This is a genomic window from Pseudomonas fluorescens (assembly GCF_900215245.1).
GTDB lineage: Bacteria > Pseudomonadota > Gammaproteobacteria > Pseudomonadales > Pseudomonadaceae > Aquipseudomonas > Aquipseudomonas fluorescens.
Genome location: NZ_LT907842.1, coordinates 2,369,098 through 2,387,390 on the forward strand (window position 1 = coordinate 2,369,098; position 18,293 = coordinate 2,387,390).

The following is an 18,293-nucleotide window of genomic DNA, read 5'->3' on the forward strand; positions in this document are numbered from 1 at the left end:
GGCAGCTCCCACAGATGTTTTGTCTGATTTTTCCCATGCTGCGTGGGAACGATCAAAGCGGGGGAGTGTGAGAAGTGGGACGGCTTGGGAAGTTTCCTGCCGGTCAAACAGAAACGGATGATAGCCGCCAGAATGAGGGGCCCGCTATTTACAGACGCTGATTCCCTTTTATGGCCACGTCATGCAGCGTCTGATCCCTCACAAAGAAATTGAAAACTATGATCTCACCAAAATCGAAAGTCCCTACTTTGCTGGTATCAATGTAAGGGAGTTCTTTCGCGCGCCTTATGCATTGCAGGGGCTGTGCGAGCTGCTAGCCGAGTGCAATGTTTCTCCTGTTCGGTGTTCAGGGGATAACGATCAACGCCGAGTTTTGGACAAGTTGGCGTCCGGTGATTGGCTGTTCGTAATGGACAGGCCTTTTCTTCCTTTAAGTCGAGAATGCCGTGTTAAGTATGGGCATTTGATGGGGCGCCGACTTTATGTCGGGCCTGGTAAATGGGAAAAGGTAAGTATCGATTACGATGGGGTTAAAAATACTGCAATCCTGGCCGCAAACCGACTGGCATCCATGGGTGACGAAGGGCGAATGTTCTTATCCGACGGGAAAGATCTGGCGAACACCACCAGGATTATGACGCAGCGCTGGGTCCGTTTGGACAGTCGTGACGACCAACTCACCCACAGATCGGTTGAGCACCGGTACGGGGAACTGCGGCAAATCAAGCAACGCTATCTGGAGGGGGATGACAATTGGCAGCAGGGTGGGAAATCCTGGCATTGGCAGCCTGTAACGCCGGATACAGCGTATGAATACGAGGATGCGAAACAGTGACGCGCAAGCAGGTCTTTTGGTTTTGGGGAGCGATGGATGCCATTTATCTGGTTCGCTATTGGGTCACCAGTGTAGTGGAGGGGCGAGTTCCTTATTTGAGCGATATCGAGAGCGCATTATGGGTTTTGCGTGACCACAGCGTGCTGCAGATTTACACCTTTGGCTTTGTCATGTTGCTGCAGATCTCGATAATAGCGTCCTGTTTTTTATTTCTTCTCAGTAGTCAAAAGGTCCGCTGGCTTGTTTACCTTCAAACCCCGTTACGGTTAGTTTTTTTCATCCCTTCAGTTTCTCTTCTGCTTATAGGCGCTCAGTTAGTCCCAGGCTACAGCGTGGTGGTGATGGCGGTGCTAGTCGTCGCGTCCGAGGCCATGAAGGTTTGGAGCGTCTGGCGATGGGGCAAGAAATCTGACGTTTCCAGCAGTCGGCGTTAGTCGATAAGCCAGTTGCACAGCTTCAACCATCCCCCCTATAGTTCGCCCCGTCGCCGCACATCGGCGATCGGATTTGGCGATCCGCATTCTATGACGCGTTACAGCGCTCTAACTCCGTGTTTTCCGCTTGGCGGATACATGAGTTCTATGGCGGCTGTGCGCGGGAGATCTTCGGATCTGCCGGGTTTCATAGATAACCGGTTCGCCAACCTGCGTACAGCTGCCACCCATACTCGTTTGGCGACGGGGACAGGTGGTCAAAATCTTATCTATGAGGCTTTATCGATGGACCAATACAAACCGCTTCAAACCAATCCCACCGGCGTTCCCGTTCTGGCATTCAACACGTTTGCGCCCTCGCACCTGCTCCATGAAACAGCCCGCAGCCGCGTGCGTATCGGCACCGAGCTGTTAGAAACGCTCAGCGCCAAAACGGACAGCCAGAACCTTCATCACCTCGTCACTGCAGCATTAGTCTCGCTACGCGATGGCTTGGACATGATGGGCGAAATCCAGCGCCGCCTGGATGCTCCGGCCGAACAGCCAGCCTGAGGCCAACACTGAACTAAATGTGGGAGCTGGCAAGCCAGCTCTCACAGGTGCTTTGTTCTGCCGGAAATCTAACGTTCTCGCTCAAACCCGCTTTACTTATCTTCACTTCCGGCCACCCATCCGCAAATTTGTTTCAAAACTTGACTGCTCTGGTTCCATCCACCATATTGATAGTTAGCAAACTAACTGTATGCGAACAATCCAGTGCCTCAAACCCTCGAACAACTCCAGATGAACCTCAGCAGCAGCATGGTGGTGGGCGCCCGTAACTGGCGCAAAATCTGCCAGACCACGCTGGTGAGCTACGGTATTTCCGAAGCCTGCGCGGTGCCGCTCTTGATGATCGGCCGCTTGGGCGACGGTGTGCACCAGGTCAAAGTCGCCCAGGCGTCCGGGATGGAAAGCCCGTCGCTGGTGCGCCTGCTCGACCAACTCTGCAGTGGCGGTTACGTGTGCCGTACCGAAGACGTGCACGACCGCCGTGCCAAGGCCTTGAGCCTTACCGAGCGCGGCCGTGAGCTGGTGCAGGCGGTGGAAGTGCAACTGGTGCGTTTGCGTAAGGACGTGTTGGCAGATATCGCCCACAGCGACCTTGAAGCTGCGCTGCGCGTACTGCGCGCGTTTGAAGCGGCTGAGGTTGCAACGCCTTGAACGGATTTTTTACCGGCTTCCCGCCGGCCCGCGACTGGTTCTATGGTGTGCGTACGTTTGCGGCGTCGATGATCGCCCTGTACATCGCCATGCTCATGCAGATGCCGCGTCCGTATTGGGCGATGGCCACCGTGTATATCGTCTCCAGCCCGTTTGTCGGCCCTACCAGCTCCAAGGCGTTGTATCGCGCGATCGGCACCTTTATGGGCGCCGCAGCGGCGGTGATTTTTGTGCCGATGTTTGTGCAGTCGCCGTATGTGCTGGTGGTGGTGATTGCGTTGTGGACGGGCATTTTGCTGTTCCTGTCCATGCACCTGCGCACCGCGAACAACTACGCGTTGATGTTGGCCGGCTACACCTTGCCGCTGATCGCCTTGCCGGTGGTGGATAACCCGCTGGCGGTGTGGGATGTGGCCGAGGCGCGTACCGAAGAGATTTTCCTCGGCATCGCGGTGGCCGCCGTAGTCGGCGCAATGTTCTGGCCGCGGCGCCTGATGCCGGTGTTCGACGGCTCGGTGGCCAAGTGGTTTGCCGATGCCCAGGTCTACAGCCAGCGTTTTCTGACCCGTAACGTTGCGCCCGAAGAAATCAGCACCTTGCGCGGCGGCATGGTCGCCACCTTCAACACCCTGGAATTGATGATCGGCCAGTTGCCCCACGAGGGCGCACGGCCGCAGACGGTGCGCAACACCAAGGAACTGCGCGGGCGCATGATTCACCTGCTGCCGGTGATCGATGCCCTGGACGATGCGATCTACGCCATTGAACACCGCGCCCCGGAGTTTCTCGACCGGTTCACGCCGTTGCTGCAAGAAGCCAACGCCTGGCTGGAGAGCACCACCGAGCAAGCGCCCCTGGAGCGCTGGCGCGTGCTGCGCGACAAGATCGACGCCGCCCAACCCCGCGGCGAAGCACTGGACGACCGCCACACGCTGCTGTACTCCAACGCCCTTTATCGCCTCGGCGAATGGGTCGATCTGTGGCAAGACTGTCGCAGCCTGCAAGCCGCCATCCAGTGCGAAAGCCAGGACACCTGGCGCGCCGTCTACCGCCATTGGCGCCTGGGCCGGCTGACGCCGTTCCTCGACCGTGGGCTGATGTTCTATTCCGCGTTTTCCACGGTCACCGCGATCATCGTCGCCTCGGTGCTGTGGATCTTGCTGGGCTGGACCGATGGCGGCAGCGCAGTGATTCTGGCCGCCGTGGCGTGCAGCTTTTTCGCCTCGATGGACGACCCGGCACCGCAGATCTACCGGTTCTTTTTCTGGACCGCGATGTCGGTGCTGTTCGCCAGCTTGTACCTGTTTCTGGTGCTGCCCAACCTGCACGATTTCCCGATGCTGGTGCTGGCGTTTGCGGTGCCGTTCATCTGCATCGGCACGCTCACGGTGCAGCCGCGTTTCTACCTCGGCATGCTGCTGACACTGGTCAACACCTCGTCGTTCATCAGCATCCAGGGCGCCTACGACGCGGACTTCCTGAACTTCGCCAACGTCAACCTGGCCGGGCCGGTGGGCCTGTTGTTTGCCTTTGTGTGGACGCTGGTCGCACGGCCGTTCGGCGCCGAACTGGCAGCCAAGCGCCTGACCCGTTTCAGCTGGCGCGACATTGTCAGCCTGACCGAGCCCGCAACCCTGGCCGAACACCGCCACATGGCTGTGCAAATGCTTGACCGCCTGATGCAGCACCTGCCGCGCCTGGCCCTCATCGGCCAGGACACCGGCAGTGCCCTGCGCGATTTGCGTGTGGCGCTGAACCTGCTCGACCTGCTGGCCTATTCGCCACGCATCTATGGCGTGCCACGGGTATTGCTCAACCAGGTGGTCGAAGGCGTGGGCGGTTACTTCAAGGCCTGCCTCAAGGCGGGTGAACGCTTGCCCGCGCCCGGTGGTCTGCTGATGACCCTCGACCGCACACGCCGCGCCCTCAATGGCCAGGGCCTGCAAAACGAAGAAGACACCCGCCTGCATCTGTTGCACGCATTGGCGGGTCTGCGCCTGTCGTTGCTGCCTGGCGTGGAATTTATTGACGGCACCGAGCGGGAAGCGCCGTTACCTGATGGAGCGCCTTTATGATCGGTGATCTGGATATCAGCGGGGTATTCCTGCCCACGCTGCTGGTGCTGATGGGCATTACCTATGTGTTGTTTCTGGTGGTGCACGGGCTGTTGACGCGCATTCACTTCTATCGCCTGGTCTGGCACCGGGCATTGTTCAATGTGGGGCTCTACGCGTTGTTGCTGGGCGCGGTGGACTCACTCAGTCGATACCTGATGACATGAAAAAACCTTTTTTGACCATCGGCCGTGTCGTTCTCACGCTGTTGATCGTGACGTTTGCGGTCGTCGTTGTGTGGCGCATGGTCATGTACTACATGTTTGCGCCCTGGACCCGTGACGGGCATATCCGTGCCGACATCGTGCAGATCGCCCCGGACGTGTCCGGGTTGATCCAGCAAGTGGACGTGCGCGACAACCAATTGGTAGCCAAGGGTCAGGTGCTGTTTGCCGTTGACCAGGACCGCTTCAAGCTGGCCCTGCGCCAAGCCCAGGCCGCCGTGGCTGACCGCCAGGAAACCTTGGCCCAGGCCCAGCGCGAATACAAACGTAACCGTGGCCTCGGCAATTTGGTGCCGAGTGAGCAACTGGAGGAAAGCCAGTCCCGCGTGGCTCGCGCCCAATCGGCCCTGGCCGAGGCGCAAGTGACTGTGGACGCGGCCCAACTCAACCTCGACCGCTCGGTGATCCGCAGCCCCGTCGATGGCTACGTCAACGACCGTGCGCCGCGTGCGCAGGAGTTCGTCACGGCCGGGCGCCCGGTGCTCTCGGTGGTGGACAGCAACTCCTTCCACATCGACGGCTATTTCGAAGAGACCAAGCTGGACGGCATTCACGTCGGCATGCCGGTGGATATCCGCGTGATCGGCGACAACACCCGCCTGCACGGCCATGTGCAGAGCATCGTCGCCGGTATTGAAGACCGTGACCGCACCAGCGGCTCTAACCTGCTGCCCAACGTCAACCCGGCGTTCAGTTGGGTGCGCCTGGCCCAGCGGATTCCGGTGCGAATCGCCTTTGATGATGTGCCGGCTGACTTTCGCATGATCGCCGGGCGCACGGCCACGGTGTCGATCATCGATGACCGGGGCGCTGCCAAAGACCGCGCGCAGCAGGGAGAACAGCCATGAAACCGGCGGCGTTGCTGGCCACGGCCGGCTTGGGTGTGCTGCTGTCGGCGTGCCAGGTGGTAGGCCCGGACTACAAATTGCCGCAAACCTCGGCGATCAACCGGGGCGACCTGCAAGGGCAGATTGCGGGCGAAGGCAGCAACGTCGTGTCGGCGCCGGTGCCGGCGCACTGGTGGAAACTCTACAAAGACCCGCGCCTGGATGAGCTGGTGCGCCAGGCCATGGCCTCCAACACCGACCTGCGTGTGGCTGCGGCCAACCTGCAACGCGCCCGCTACCAGACGCAACAGGCTGAATCCGCCGGGGGTTGGAACGCCGGGGTCAAGGCCGAAGCCCAGCGCCTGCAGGAATCCGGTGAGGCCTTTTTGCTGACGGAAAAAGTCCCGGTAGGGAATATCGGCAGCGTCGGGATCAGCACCTCGTATCAGTTCGATCTGTTCGGCACCTTGCAACGCGGCATTGAAAGCGCCCAGGCCAGCGCCGACGCGGCGCAGGCGGCTGCCGATGTCGCGCGAATCACCCTGGTGGCGGACGTGGTGCGTTCCTATACCCAAGTGTGCGCCGCCAACGAAGAGCTGGCGATTGCCAACCAATCCCTCGACCTGCAAGGCCAGAGTACTAAGCTGACCCAGCGCCTGCGCGACGCCGGGCGCGGTGATGAAACCCAGGTGACCCGCTCGCAGACCCAATACAAATCCTTGCGCGCCGACATGCCGCGCTATGAAGCGTCGCGCCAGGCGGGCCTGTTCCGTTTGTCGATGCTGCTCGCCAAGCCGGTGGACCAGTTGCCAGCGGGCACCAACACCTGCGCCGAGCTGCCGCACATCGCCCAACTGCTGCCGGTGGGCGACGGCGCCGCGTTGCTCAAACGCCGCCCGGACGTGCGCCAGGCCGAACGCCAACTGGCCGCTGCCACTGCGCGTATCGGCGTGGCCACCGGCGCGTTGTACCCGGACATCAGCATTGGGGCCACGGTAGGCACCGTCGGTCTTCTCGATGACCTCGGCACGCCGGCCACTAACCGATGGGGCTTTGGCCCGCTGATCAGTTGGTCTGTGCCGACCAACGGTGCGCGTGCGCGAATCCACGAAGCTGAAGCCGCGACCCAGGGCGCCCTGGCACACTTCGACGGCGTGGTGCTTAACGCCATTCGCGAAACCCAGACCGGCCTTGCGCAATACACCGCACAGTTGCAACGCCGTGATGCGCTGGCCGATGCCGGCGAGTCCGCCAGAGAAGCATCGGAGCAGACGCACCGCTTCTTCCAGGCCGGCCGTGCGTCGTTCCTGGCCGACCTGCAAGCCACCCGCACCTACACGGATGTGCGCGCGCAACTGGCCGCGGCGAACACCCAGGTTGCCATGAGCCAGATCGATCTGTTCCTGGCGTTGGGCGGTGGTTGGGAAAGCGGACGAACGCAAGCGTCACAATCCGGCAAACCCTGAGCTAAAAGCTATGCTTTGACTGGTGAGTCGCCATGCTCTTCGCCTGAGGGCCGACTTACCTGTCACTGCTCGCGTTTGCTCATGGGGATTCCAATAATGAAAAACCCTTATGCTCCCGCTTTCTGGTGCGTGTTCTTCGCACTGGTGTTGCTATCGGCCGCTTATTTTTACGGCGTCATGCTCGCCCACCAAATCGACAAGGCCATGGTCTTTCTCGACAGCGCCTGCCTGGTGATCGGCACGTTGTCCATTGGTGTGGTGGCGTGGGCGTCGTATCAAAACCAACGGGTGAAGAAGAAGTTGCTTGAGCAAGGCAAGACACGCGTAGCGATCTGGGACACCAAGGTCGCGTTACGCCGCGTTGAAACCGTGTTCGATCGCTATTTCTGGGGCAGCTACTGGCAGCCCGGCCGCACCTTCCAGGAGGTGATGGGCGAACTCACCGGCACCCCTCTGGAAAAAAGCCTCGAAGCCCTGAAAAAACAATGCGTGCTGCTCGACCAGCAGGTCGCTGATGGCAGGCATTGGCTGAATAACGCACGGGAATTGTCCGATGTGGCCAACGCCATGGCCCGCGAACGTTACCAATTGGATTTCTGTGACCCCAAGGCCGACACCCCCGGCAATGCCGTCATACACCGCGAGTTTGAGGTGTTGGTGTACACCTGGACGGCCCGTTTGAAGCGTTTCGATCACCAACTTGATGAGGTCGAATTGGAGTACTCGTGAACCATCTGCTGACCTGACCCCTCTGAAAAGCTGAGCCGTTCGCGGCTGCCAGTGCTAATCTTCCCCCCGTTTCGGCGGGCTTGAGCCAACCCCCTCGGGGTTCAAGGAAGACAGCCCACTTCTCACAGGATTTGATCAGGTCACTTCATGAATAAGCCAGCAGTTGTTCTTTTGGGTTTTGTTGTCGCCGTCGGCGTCGTCAGTGCAGGCGGCGCCTGGTACACCGGTAAGCAGCTGGAGCCGGTGCTGCAAACCGCGATCCAGAACGCCAACAAGGAACTGCAGACCTCCATGGCCGGCGTCGACGGCACCGTGAACCTGGAGCTGGTCTCCCTGGACCGTGGCCTGTTCAGCAGCACCGCCCATTACCGCCTCAAGGGCCAAGGCAGCGTCTTCGGCGAAGAAAACCCCAACCCTGAGCTGCTGTTTGTCGACCATATCGAACACGGCCCGCTGCCGTTTTCCCGCCTGGTGTCGCTGAAATGGCTGCCGGTCATGGCCACCAGTCACTACGCGCTGGAAAAAAACGCCACCACCGAAAAGTGGTTCGCCGCCAGCAAGGACGTGTCGCCGCTTAAAGGCGTGGCCAATATCGGCTACAACCGTTCGGTCAACGGCAACGTCGAGTTGCTGCCTCTGGAGTTCAAGGACGACAAGTCCTCGGTGAGTTTCTCCGGCGCCAACCTGGACTTCGACAGCACCGCCGAAGGCCAGAAGGTCAAGGCCGACGGCTACATGAACAGCCTCAAAGTCGCAGCGATCGATGCCAACGGTGCGCCGTTTGAAGCCGAGCTGTCTGGCCTGACCGTGGCCAGCAACCTGGCAAAATCCACCTTCGGTTTCTACACCGGGCAAAACACCGTTGAGCTGACCGACACCAAGGTCACCTTCGGCCCGCAGAAAGCGGTGCTGACCCTCAAGGGCTTCGAGCAGAAAGACACCAGCGAGACCAAGGACAACAACCTGGCCGGCCGTGTCGACTACAAAATCGACGAGATCGGTTACCAGGGTAAGCCTGTCGGCTCGGCGGCCATGGCCTTGAGCATGAAGAACGTCGACATCCCGGCGATGCTGGTGCTGACCAAGCTTTACCAGGACAAGATGCAACCGGTGCAAGCCGCTGCGGCGGCCGGCCAGCCCGTGCCTGAGCTGCAGCTGAGCGAAGCCGAGCAGACCCTGGCAGAGGCGAACGTCAACCAGGTGCTGGCCGCCAAGCCGCAACTGGCGGTGGAAAACCTGTCGCTGAAAACCACCCACGGCGAAAGCAAATTCAACCTGGTGCTGGACCTGACCAAGCCTGCGTCGATGGAACTGCCGCCGGTTGAGCTGGGCAAACAAGTCATCGCCCTGCTGGATGCCAACCTGACCCTGTCCAAGCCAATGATTGGCGATGTAGCCGCCCTGCAAGCCGAAGTGGGCGGTGTGACCGACCCTAAAGCCATCGAGCAGCAATCGCAGATGGCTGCCGAGATGGTCAGCGGCATGGCGGTCGGTACGCAACTGGCGACCCTGGTGGGCACCGACGTGGTCTCCAAACTGCACTACGCCAACAATGAAGTGATGTTCAACGGCCAGAAGATGACCGTTGAGCAGTTCATTGGTTTTGTCATGGCCAAAATGGGTGCGGTCAGCGGCGCCCAGTAAGATTTCTTACATCAGTAAGAAATAAATAATGTGGGAGCCGAAGGGCTCGCGACAGGGGTCAAACGACCGGCGTTAAGGCCGGTTGATACCTCATCGTCGCGGGCAAGTCCGCTCCCACATTCATATTTCCGGCAGGCCCTGCAATTCTGAACAATTGTTATCAATTGGCCTTCTGCCTACTTTACTGAGGGATAGTTCCTACAGGAAAGCTAGGCCGGGTCACTAGACGCCGGCACCCTGATGCGTTTCGCTCAGGACCACCTATCGTTACAGCTTTCCTTGTGTAAGGAAGCTCTCGATATGCTGCGAAACCTACCCATCAGTGCTTCAGGCCGGTTGCGACTGCTCATCGGGGCCGCCTTGTGCAGCCAACTGCTGATGCCCAGCCTCGCGTTGGCCGACCCGGCCTACGATGCCCTGATCATCCAGGCGCGTAACGGCAATTTCACGCCCGCCCTTGCCCAATTGCGCCAACTGCCCGCCGAGCGCCAGACCCCCGGCCAGATCAGCGACCACCTGGTGATTGCCGGCTGGGCCGGTCAAGACGCCGAAGTGCTCAAGGTGTACGAGGCTCAGGGCAAAAACCGTAACCTCACCACCCAAGCCCTGGCCACGGTCGCGCGCACGTATCGCAATCAAAAGCAGTGGCCGCAAGCTTTGGCGGTCTATCAGCAGGCACTGTTGCGCGAACCGAAAAATATCGACCTGCAACTGGGCCAGGCCCTGACCCAGGCCGACGGCGGTCAAACGGCCGAGGCGGTGCAACGCTTGCGCGCGTTGGTGGCGGCGCAACCCGATGACCCCAACCGCCGCATGGCCCTGGGCTATGCACTGACCCGCGCGGGCTTGAACTACGACGCGCTGTTCGAGTTCGACCACGCCTTCACCCGCGCCGGTGACAAGCCCGAAGTGGTCCGCGAATACATCATCGCCCTGCAAAAGGCTCGCTTGCCGGAGCCCGCGCTGCGCCTGTCGGCCAAACATCCGGGCGTGCTCGACGCGGTCACCCAGCGCCGTCTGGAAGGCGACCTCGCCGCCGAGCGTGTGCGCATGGCCGAGTTCGCCACGCGTACCGAAAAAGAACGCTACGTGGTCGCCGACCGCGCCCTCAACGATTACGACAAACTGCTCGCGCGCTGGACCCCGGACGCCAGCGCCCATGACGACGTGGTGCGCTGGCGCATCGATCGCTTGGGCGCGCTCAAGGCGCGGGCACGCACCGCTGATGTGATTCGCGAGTACCAAACCCTCAACGGCGAAGGCGTGCAATTGCCGACCTATGCCGTGCGCTGGGTCGCCGCGTCTTACCTCGACCAGCGCCAGCCGGAAAAAGCCGAGCCGTTGTATCGCCAGGCGCTGACTGCGCCGGATGCCGACCCTGGCGATCACGTCGAAGACAGTACCGCGTTGTTCTACGCCCTGCTCGAAAGCGACAAAGTGATGGAAGCGCGCGACGTCGCCAATAGCCTGGCCACCACCCAGAAACCGCGCGTCGAACTCAAGGGCTTGCCCATTGGCAACCCCAACGACAGTTGGATGGACGCGCAACAACTGGCGGCCCAGGCCGGCACCTACGGCGGTGACCTGCCGGGCAGTGAGACCGGCCTTGAGGCACTGGTGCAAAAAGCCCCGGGCAATGTCGGCTTGCGCCTGGCCCAGGCGGATATGTACCGCGCCCGTGATTGGCCGCGCCGCGCCGAAGGCGCCCTCAAGGAAACCGAAACCCAAGTCCCGCGTGATATCGGCCTGGAAGTGTCCCAGGCCTACACCGCCATGGACCTTCAGGAATGGCGCCAAATGGACGCGCTGACCGATGACGTGCTGGCCCGCAACCCGGACAGCCGCCAGGTGCAGCGCCTCAGCCGTCTGCGCGATGTGCACGACATGGCTGAACTGCGCGTTGAGGCCTACACCGGTAAAAGCTACGGCGGGGGCAATAACGGCGACGTCGGCGCGGTCGCCGGTAGCCGTGATTGGGGCATCGAAAGCGTGCTCTACAGCCCGCCCATCGACGAAGACTGGCGGGTCTTCGCCGGAGCTGGCTATGCCACCGCCGACTTTACCGAAGGCACCGGCCAGCACCGTTGGCAGCGCGTCGGCGTGGAGCGGCGCACCCGCGACATGACCCTTGAAGCCGAAGTCTCCAACCACTCCTACGGCTATGGCGCCAAACAAGGCGCCAGCGTGTCGATTGCCCGCGATATCAACGACAACTGGCAGTACGGCGGCAGCCTCGGCTACCTGCTGACCAGCACGCCGCTGCGGGCCTTGAATGCCGATGTCACGGCCAACGGCGGCAGCGGGTTTATCCGCTGGCGTGCGAATGAAAGCCGCGAATGGAAACTGTCCCTCAGCCCGTCCCGTTTCAGCGACGGCAACAACCGGCTCGAAGCGTTGCTCACCGGGCGCGAGGGCATCTACAGCTCGCCGCACGTGCAAGTCGACTTGGGCCTGGAGGTCGGCGCCAGCCGCAACTCGAAGGAAGACGTGGTGTATTTCAACCCCAAATCGGACTTCAGCGTGTTGCCCACCGTCACGGTCAACCATGTGCTCTATCACCGCTACGAGACCCAGTGGAGTCAGCAGTTCCAGGTCGGTGCAGGCACGTATAGCCAGCGGGATTACTCCACCGGTGGCGTTGGTTTGATCGGCTACGGCCAACGCGTTCGCTGGAACGACGTACTCGAAGCCGGCGCCAACCTGAGCCTGATCAGCCGACCTTACGACGGCGTTCGCGAACGCGATCTGCGCCTGCTCGTCGACCTCATTTACCGTTTCTAAAAGAGCCTGACCATGACTGTCCTCAGCCGTTGCTTGTTGGTCCTGGGTGTATTGCTGGCCGGTGCCTGCGCCCAGCAACCCGCGCCCTATACTCCCCCCGCCGAGCGGCCGACACCGGCACGCGAAGCGCCGTGGCCGAAAAACCATTTCCTGGGCATCGCCTACCACGACGTCGAAGACCGCGACCCCGATCAGGCCGTGGTGGCGGTGCGCACCGAGCGTTTGATCGACCAGTTGGCCTGGCTGCGCGAAAACGGTTACCAGGCGGTCAGCGTCGACCAGATCCTGGCGGCGCGCAGTGGTGGGCGTGAGCTGCCGCCCAAAGCCATCATGCTCAGCTTCGACGATGGTTACTCAAGCTTCTATACCCGTGTGATGCCGATTCTGCGTGCCTATAACTGGCCGGTCATCCTGGCGCCGGTCGGGTATTGGATCGACACGCCCTTGAACAAACCGGTGGATTTTGCCGGCACGCCGCGCGCCCGTTCCGACTTCCTGACCTGGGAGCAAGTGCGCGAAGTTTCCAAATCGAACCTGGTGGAAATCGCCGCGCACACCGACGCCAGCCACATGGGCATTCTGGCCAACCCGCAGGGCAACCTGGAGCCGGCCGCCGCGACTCGTCGATACGATGCTGCCACCGGCAAATACGAAACCGAAGCCCAGTTCCAGGCGCGGATGCGCGCCGACGTGACCGCCATTTCCAACAAACTGCGGGCCGTCACCGGCAAGGCTCCGCGCGTGTGGGTGTGGCCTTACGGCGCGGCCGATGGCACGTCGTTGGCCGTGGTGGGTGAGCAGGGCTACCAGATGGCCCTGACCCTGGACGATGGCCTCGACGACCTCGCCAACCTCAAGAGCAGCCCGCGTTTCCTGGTGGCGTCCGACCCGGATGGCGAGCACTACGCCAATGCGATTGTCGGCACCCAGGCCAAGACCTCGATGCGTGTGCTGCACGTCGACCTGGATAATGTCTACGACCCCGACCCGGCCCAGGAAGCGCGCAACCTCGACCAGTTGATCCAGCGCGTGGTCGACATGGGCGCCAGCACCGTGTTCCTGCAAGCCTTCGCCGACCCCAAGGGCGATGGCCTGGTGCACTCGTTGTACTTCCCCAACCGCCACCTGCCGGTGCGCCGCGACCTGTTCAACCGCGTGACCTGGCAGTTGCGCACCCGTGGCCACGTGAACATCTTCGCCTGGATGCCGGTGCTCAGCTTTGCCCTCGACCCGGCGTTGCCACGCGTTACCCGCTGGGACCCGCAGACCGGCCAGGTGGGCATCGACCCCGACCAGTACAAGCGCCTGTCACCGTTTGATCTCAAGGTGCGCCAGCAGATCGGCGAGATCTACGAAGACCTGGCGCGCAACACCGCCATCGATGGCGTGCTGTTCCACGACGACGCGCTCTTCTCGGACTTCGAAGACGCCAGCCCGCCCGCGCTCAAAGCCTATGCCGCCAACGGCTTGCCGAGCAGCATTGGCGCATTGCGCGCCGACCCGGCCGTGATGCAGCGCTGGACGCGCTTCAAGAGCCGCTACCTGATCGACTTCACCCAGGAACTGGCCGGTAAAGTCCGCGCCATTCGCGGGCCGCAGGTGCAGACCGCGCGCAATATCTTCGCTGAGCCGATGCTCAACCCGGGCAGCGAAAGCTGGTTCGCGCAGAACCTCGATGACTTCCTCCAGACCTACGACTGGACCGCGCCGATGGCCATGCCGCTGATGGAAGGCGAGACGCTGAAGAACTCCAATGCCTGGCTGGAAAAGCTGGTGGCCACGGTCAAGGCGCGTCCCGACGCGTTGCAGCGCACCGTGTTCGAACTGCAAGCCAAAGACTGGCGGACCAAAGAAGCGCCCGATATCAGCGGCACGCAGATGGCTGAATGGATGGGGGTGCTCAAACGCCAGGGGGTCAGGAGCTTCGGCTACTACCCGGATAACTTCCTGGAAAACTCACCGGACCTGAAGACAGTACGTCCGGCCCTTTCCAACCAATGGAACCCTTGACCATGTTCGACAGAATCCTGGCTTTATTCGTGTTGGCGTTGGTGTTGGGCGTGCCCCTAGGCCTGATTTTCCTGGTCACCGGGCAGTTCCTGATGGACTTCGTGTTTTTCTACCCGCTGTTCATGTCGGCACTGTGGATCGCCGGCGGCCTGTATTTCTGGCTGCACTGGGAGCGTCACTGGCCGTGGAAAGAAGACACGCCAGCCCCCACCCTGGCCGGCAACCCGCTGATCTCGATCATCATCCCTTGCTACAACGAGGGCGATAACGCCGCCGACACCATTCATGCGGCCCTGAACCAGCTGTACCCGAATATCGAAGTCATCGCCGTCAACGACGGTTCCAAGGACAACACCGCAGCGGTGCTCGACGCCCTGGCCTTGCAACACCCACGCCTGCGAGTGCTGCACCTGGCGCAGAACCAGGGCAAGGCGGTGGCCCTGCGCATGGGCGCCGTGGCCGCGCGCAGTGAGTACCTGGTGTGCATCGACGGCGATGCCTTGCTCGATAAAAACGCAGCGGCGTATATGGTCGCGCCGATGCTCGACAACCCGCGCCTGGGCGCCGTGACCGGCAACCCACGCATCCGCACGCGCTCGACCTTGATCGGCCGCGTGCAGGTGGGCGAGTTCTCCTCGATCATCGGCTTGATCAAGCGCACCCAGCGCGTGTTCGGCCGGATCTTCACGGTGTCGGGTGTGGTGGTGGCGTTTCGCAAGAAAGCCCTGGACCGCATCGACTACTGGAGCACCGACATGATCACCGAGGACATCGATGTCAGTTGGAAGCTGCAACTCGACCACTGGGCGATCTTTTACGAGCCCCGCGCCCTGTGCTGGATCCTGATGCCCGAAACCGTCGGCGGCCTGTGGAAACAACGCCTGCGCTGGGCCCAGGGCGGCGCCGAGGTGCTGTTCAAGAACATCCGTGGCATCTGGCAATGGCGCCATCGCTACCTGTGGCCGCTGTTGTTCGAATACTGCCTGTCCACCGGTTGGGCCTTCACCTTCCTGCTCTCGGTGATTTTCTGGGGCGTGGGCAAGTTCGTGGTACTGCCACAGGCGATCGCCGTCGACTCCCTGGTGCCACCGGCCTTTACCGGCCTGGTGCTGGCAATGGTCTGCCTGCTGCAGTTTGCGGTGAGCATCCTGATCGACCGGCGTTACGAAAAAGACCTGTGGAAAACGCTGTTCTGGACCGTGTGGTACCCGATGGTGTTCTGGCTGGTCAGCTTGCTCACCACCCTGGTCAGCTTTCCCAAGGTGCTGTTTAACCAGCATCAGAAGCGTGCACGTTGGGTCAGCCCGGACCGCGGTATCAAACCCAGTGAAGAGGAGGCGTGATCATGAAACTGGTCAGAACTCGCCAGAACACCCTGATGTGGATCATCGATGTGCTGCTCACGCTGTTGGCGTGGGGCGGGCTGGTTTGGCTGTTGGCGCGCGGGATGACCGCGATGTTGGAAACCCATGGCGGCCCACGCATTGAGGCGCCGATTTTTGCCGCGCTCAACACCTTGCAAATCTACCTGTGGATCGCCTTGTTCAATGCGCTGATCCTGATCAGCTGGGCGCGCTATCAACAACGTCGCGGGCGCAAGTTCGCCCAGCGCCGCGCCGAGGCCAATGCCCTCAGCGACCAGCACCTGAGCGAGAGTTTCAAGCTCGGTGACGGCCACCTGGAGCAGTTTCGCAAGCCGGGTGTGCTGGTGATCCACAACGACGATGACGGCGGTGTGGAAGACGTGAAGGCGCATGTTTCGCGCGACGTGGAGCGCCCGGGCCTGACCCTGGTGCCCGGCGCAGAAAAAGACAAAGACGCCGGCTAGATATTCCACAGCACCCAAGACCCCTGTGGGAGTTGGCTTGCCTGCGATAGCGGTGGGCCAACACCCAGTCAATACCTGACACGCCGCCATCGCAGGCAAGCCAGTTCCCGCATTCCACCTGCGTCGCTTGGAATTCCGATAAATGGGATCCAATTCACAAAACTGCCGCGAACTTTTTTGTATTCCCCCGCACTAACCTAACTCAGTTAGTAGTTGATGGCTAAATAATGGCCTCTATTCGGTTATTTACTGGATGACTATCAAATAGAGTTGCCGCTTGTCGGAATAAACCTGTCTACGACCAGCGTCAGCGCGGTTTGATTATTATTTTTTGTTATTAATCAATAAGTTGCGGCTTTAATAAGTTCGGATGTGCAATGGCCCCGGTTTCTTGGGCTAGCGCGAGTTCGATGTTAGTTTGCCGCCCCTTGATTTTCGATGGATCGAACATGTCTCTGTTATTGCCACGGACTCGGTATTTGCTGTGCACTTTCCTGCTCACCTGCTTGAGCCTGAACACTGCCACGGCCGCTCCCACGCCAGGGGATCAAGACTTGATCCGCGACCGGCAAAACCGTCTGCTCGAAGAGCAAAGCCGGCGTCTGCAAGAACTGCAGGACTTGCCCGGCAAAGCGGCCAAGCCCCAAGCGCCGGCCACGCCTGCCGACACCCGTTGCTTCCCGATCAAAGACATCGAACTCAAAGGCGCCGACAGCCTGCCCGCCGGCGACCGCACGCTGTTGCTCAAGCCTTATGTCGGCCAGTGCCTGGGCGTCTCGCAGCTTAATGAACTGCTCAAGGTCATCACCGACTATTACATCGCCAAAGGTCGCGTCACCAGCCGCGCCTACTTGCCGCAACAAGACCTCGGCAGCGGCCACCTGCAAGTGCTGGTGGTCGAGGGCAAACTCGAAGCGTTGCGAAGCGCCGAAGGCAGCACCGTGACCGACCGCGAGCTGGCCATGGCGTTTCCCGGCAAGGTCGGCGAGGCGCTGAACCTGCGTGAAGTCGAGCAACTGGTGGACCAGCTCAACCGCCTGCCATCCAAACAGGCACAAATGGAGCTGACCCCCGGCAAACAGGTCGGCGGCAGCGACGTGGTGGTCAAGAACACCCCACAGAAGCCCTGGCGCGCCAGCCTGTCGCGCAATAACGACGGGCAACGCAGCACCGGCGAACAGCAATGGGGCGCGGGCCTGGAGTGGGACAGCCCGCTGGGCCTGGCCGATCAACTGGTGCTGCGCGGTGGCCACGACGCCATCAGCGACCACCAGAAAACCTCGAAAAACACCATGCTCTACTACAACGTACCGTGGGGCTGGTGGAACTTCACTTACACCTACAGCGAGAGTGATTACCGCGCGCTGGGTTACACCGACACCTTCAAGTTCAAGCAGTCGGGCGACAACCAGAACCACCAGTTGCGCGCAGAGCGCGTGATTCACCGCGATGACGTGAGCAAAACCTCGGTCAACGTGGGGGTGGCTCACCTGCGCACCAACAACTACGTCAACGACGCCCACCTCGACATCAGCAGTAATCGCATCAGCGAACTACAGTTTGGCATCAACCACGGCCGGCGCATCGGCAGTGCGTTCGTCAACGTCGACCTGGGTGTGCAGAACGGCATCGGCGCCTTTGACGCCCAGCGTGACGACCAGCATCGCGATCAGTTCGGCAACCTTACGCCCACCCCGGATTACCGCAAATACACCGCCACCGTCAGCTATTTGCAGCCGTTTCGTCTGTGGGGCGAGTCGTTCAGCTTCACCAGCCTGGCCACCGGGCAACGCAGTGAAGACGTGCTGTTCTCGCCGCAACGCATCAGCCTGGGCGGCTCGTCGTCGGTACGCGGTTTCAAGGATCAGCAGCTGTCTGGCGACAGCGGTGGCTACTGGCGCAACGAAGTGCGCTGGGCCCGCCCGGTCACCCTGGAATGGCTGCGCCCGGCCTTTGCGGAATACGGCACCAGCCTCGGTTACGACCAGGGCGTGATCCGCAACGACCGTTACAACGGCGACAACCACGGCCGCGTTTCGAGCAACTCCGTGGAACTGTTCGCCCGTGGCAAATACGTCAGCACCAGCGTGACGTTTGCCCATTCGTTAGAAAGACCGGGAGTGGTGACGGAGCGCGAAGCGCCGATCTACTTCCGCATGGATTTCTTCCTGTAATTCAACGCCCCGCTGCAACGAGAA

General features: G+C 61.2%; 15 protein-coding genes. All 15 read left to right on the forward strand.

Annotated elements, in window-relative coordinates:
- The first annotated feature begins 181 nt into the window (after nucleotides 1-181).
- The 15 genes from CPH89_RS10990 (at nucleotide 182) to CPH89_RS11060 (ending at nucleotide 18,269) form a co-directional block, all read left to right on the forward strand.
- Nucleotides 182-835, forward strand: coding sequence for a hypothetical protein (locus CPH89_RS10990; protein WP_053253737.1), 654 nt, complete (start codon nucleotides 182-184; stop codon nucleotides 833-835).
- Entirely contained in the window at nucleotides 832-1,269 is a 438-nt protein-coding gene (locus CPH89_RS10995; protein ID WP_053253738.1) for a hypothetical protein, read from the forward strand. The genes CPH89_RS10990 and CPH89_RS10995 overlap by 4 nt, the downstream gene beginning before the upstream one ends.
- A gap of 138 nt (nucleotides 1,270-1,407) precedes the next feature.
- Nucleotides 1,408-1,821: a hypothetical protein gene (locus CPH89_RS30110; RefSeq protein ID WP_141125164.1), complete on the forward strand. Its 414-nt coding sequence runs from the start codon at nucleotides 1,408-1,410 to the stop codon at nucleotides 1,819-1,821.
- A 231-nt stretch (nucleotides 1,822-2,052) separates the two neighbouring features.
- On the forward strand, nucleotides 2,053-2,472 hold the full coding sequence (locus CPH89_RS11005; RefSeq protein WP_053253740.1) for a MarR family winged helix-turn-helix transcriptional regulator: 420 nt from the start codon (nucleotides 2,053-2,055) through the stop codon (nucleotides 2,470-2,472).
- Nucleotides 2,469-4,547 carry an FUSC family protein gene (locus tag CPH89_RS11010; RefSeq protein ID WP_053253741.1) on the forward strand — a complete coding sequence of 693 codons (2,079 nt, stop codon included), beginning with the start codon at nucleotides 2,469-2,471 and terminating at the stop codon, nucleotides 4,545-4,547. The genes CPH89_RS11005 and CPH89_RS11010 overlap by 4 nt, the downstream gene beginning before the upstream one ends.
- Complete coding sequence (locus CPH89_RS11015; protein WP_016969155.1) at nucleotides 4,544-4,753, forward strand: DUF1656 domain-containing protein; 210 nt, start codon at nucleotides 4,544-4,546, stop codon at nucleotides 4,751-4,753. The genes CPH89_RS11010 and CPH89_RS11015 overlap by 4 nt, the downstream gene beginning before the upstream one ends.
- Nucleotides 4,750-5,658, forward strand: a complete 909-nt coding sequence (locus CPH89_RS11020) for an efflux RND transporter periplasmic adaptor subunit (protein WP_053253742.1) — start codon at nucleotides 4,750-4,752, stop codon at nucleotides 5,656-5,658. The genes CPH89_RS11015 and CPH89_RS11020 overlap by 4 nt, the downstream gene beginning before the upstream one ends.
- Entirely contained in the window at nucleotides 5,655-7,103 is a 1,449-nt protein-coding gene (locus tag CPH89_RS11025; protein WP_053253743.1) for an efflux transporter outer membrane subunit, read from the forward strand. Before CPH89_RS11020 ends, CPH89_RS11025 begins: the two co-directional genes overlap by 4 nt.
- 96 nt (nucleotides 7,104-7,199) lie before the next feature.
- Nucleotides 7,200-7,832: a hypothetical protein gene (locus tag CPH89_RS11030; RefSeq protein ID WP_053253744.1), complete on the forward strand. Its 633-nt coding sequence runs from the start codon at nucleotides 7,200-7,202 to the stop codon at nucleotides 7,830-7,832.
- Nucleotides 7,833-7,979: 147 nt separating this feature from the next.
- Complete coding sequence (locus CPH89_RS11035; protein ID WP_053253745.1) at nucleotides 7,980-9,476, forward strand: YdgA family protein; 1,497 nt, start codon at nucleotides 7,980-7,982, stop codon at nucleotides 9,474-9,476.
- A gap of 300 nt (nucleotides 9,477-9,776) precedes the next feature.
- Nucleotides 9,777-12,257: a poly-beta-1,6 N-acetyl-D-glucosamine export porin PgaA gene (pgaA, locus tag CPH89_RS11040; protein ID WP_053253746.1), complete on the forward strand. Its 2,481-nt coding sequence runs from the start codon at nucleotides 9,777-9,779 to the stop codon at nucleotides 12,255-12,257.
- Between the two features lie 12 nt (nucleotides 12,258-12,269).
- The gene (gene pgaB / locus CPH89_RS11045) at nucleotides 12,270-14,267 is read left to right on the forward strand and encodes a poly-beta-1,6-N-acetyl-D-glucosamine N-deacetylase PgaB (protein ID WP_053253747.1); all 1,998 of its coding nucleotides are present in this window, start codon (nucleotides 12,270-12,272) and stop codon (nucleotides 14,265-14,267) included.
- A gap of 2 nt (nucleotides 14,268-14,269) precedes the next feature.
- Nucleotides 14,270-15,610, forward strand: coding sequence for a poly-beta-1,6-N-acetyl-D-glucosamine synthase (gene pgaC / locus CPH89_RS11050; protein ID WP_017136591.1), 1,341 nt, complete (start codon nucleotides 14,270-14,272; stop codon nucleotides 15,608-15,610).
- Between the two features lie 2 nt (nucleotides 15,611-15,612).
- Nucleotides 15,613-16,095: a poly-beta-1,6-N-acetyl-D-glucosamine biosynthesis protein PgaD gene (gene pgaD, locus CPH89_RS11055; protein WP_053253748.1), complete on the forward strand. Its 483-nt coding sequence runs from the start codon at nucleotides 15,613-15,615 to the stop codon at nucleotides 16,093-16,095.
- A gap of 449 nt (nucleotides 16,096-16,544) precedes the next feature.
- Nucleotides 16,545-18,269: a ShlB/FhaC/HecB family hemolysin secretion/activation protein gene (locus CPH89_RS11060; RefSeq protein WP_069553215.1), complete on the forward strand. Its 1,725-nt coding sequence runs from the start codon at nucleotides 16,545-16,547 to the stop codon at nucleotides 18,267-18,269.
- Nucleotides 18,270-18,293 lie beyond the last annotated feature (24 nt).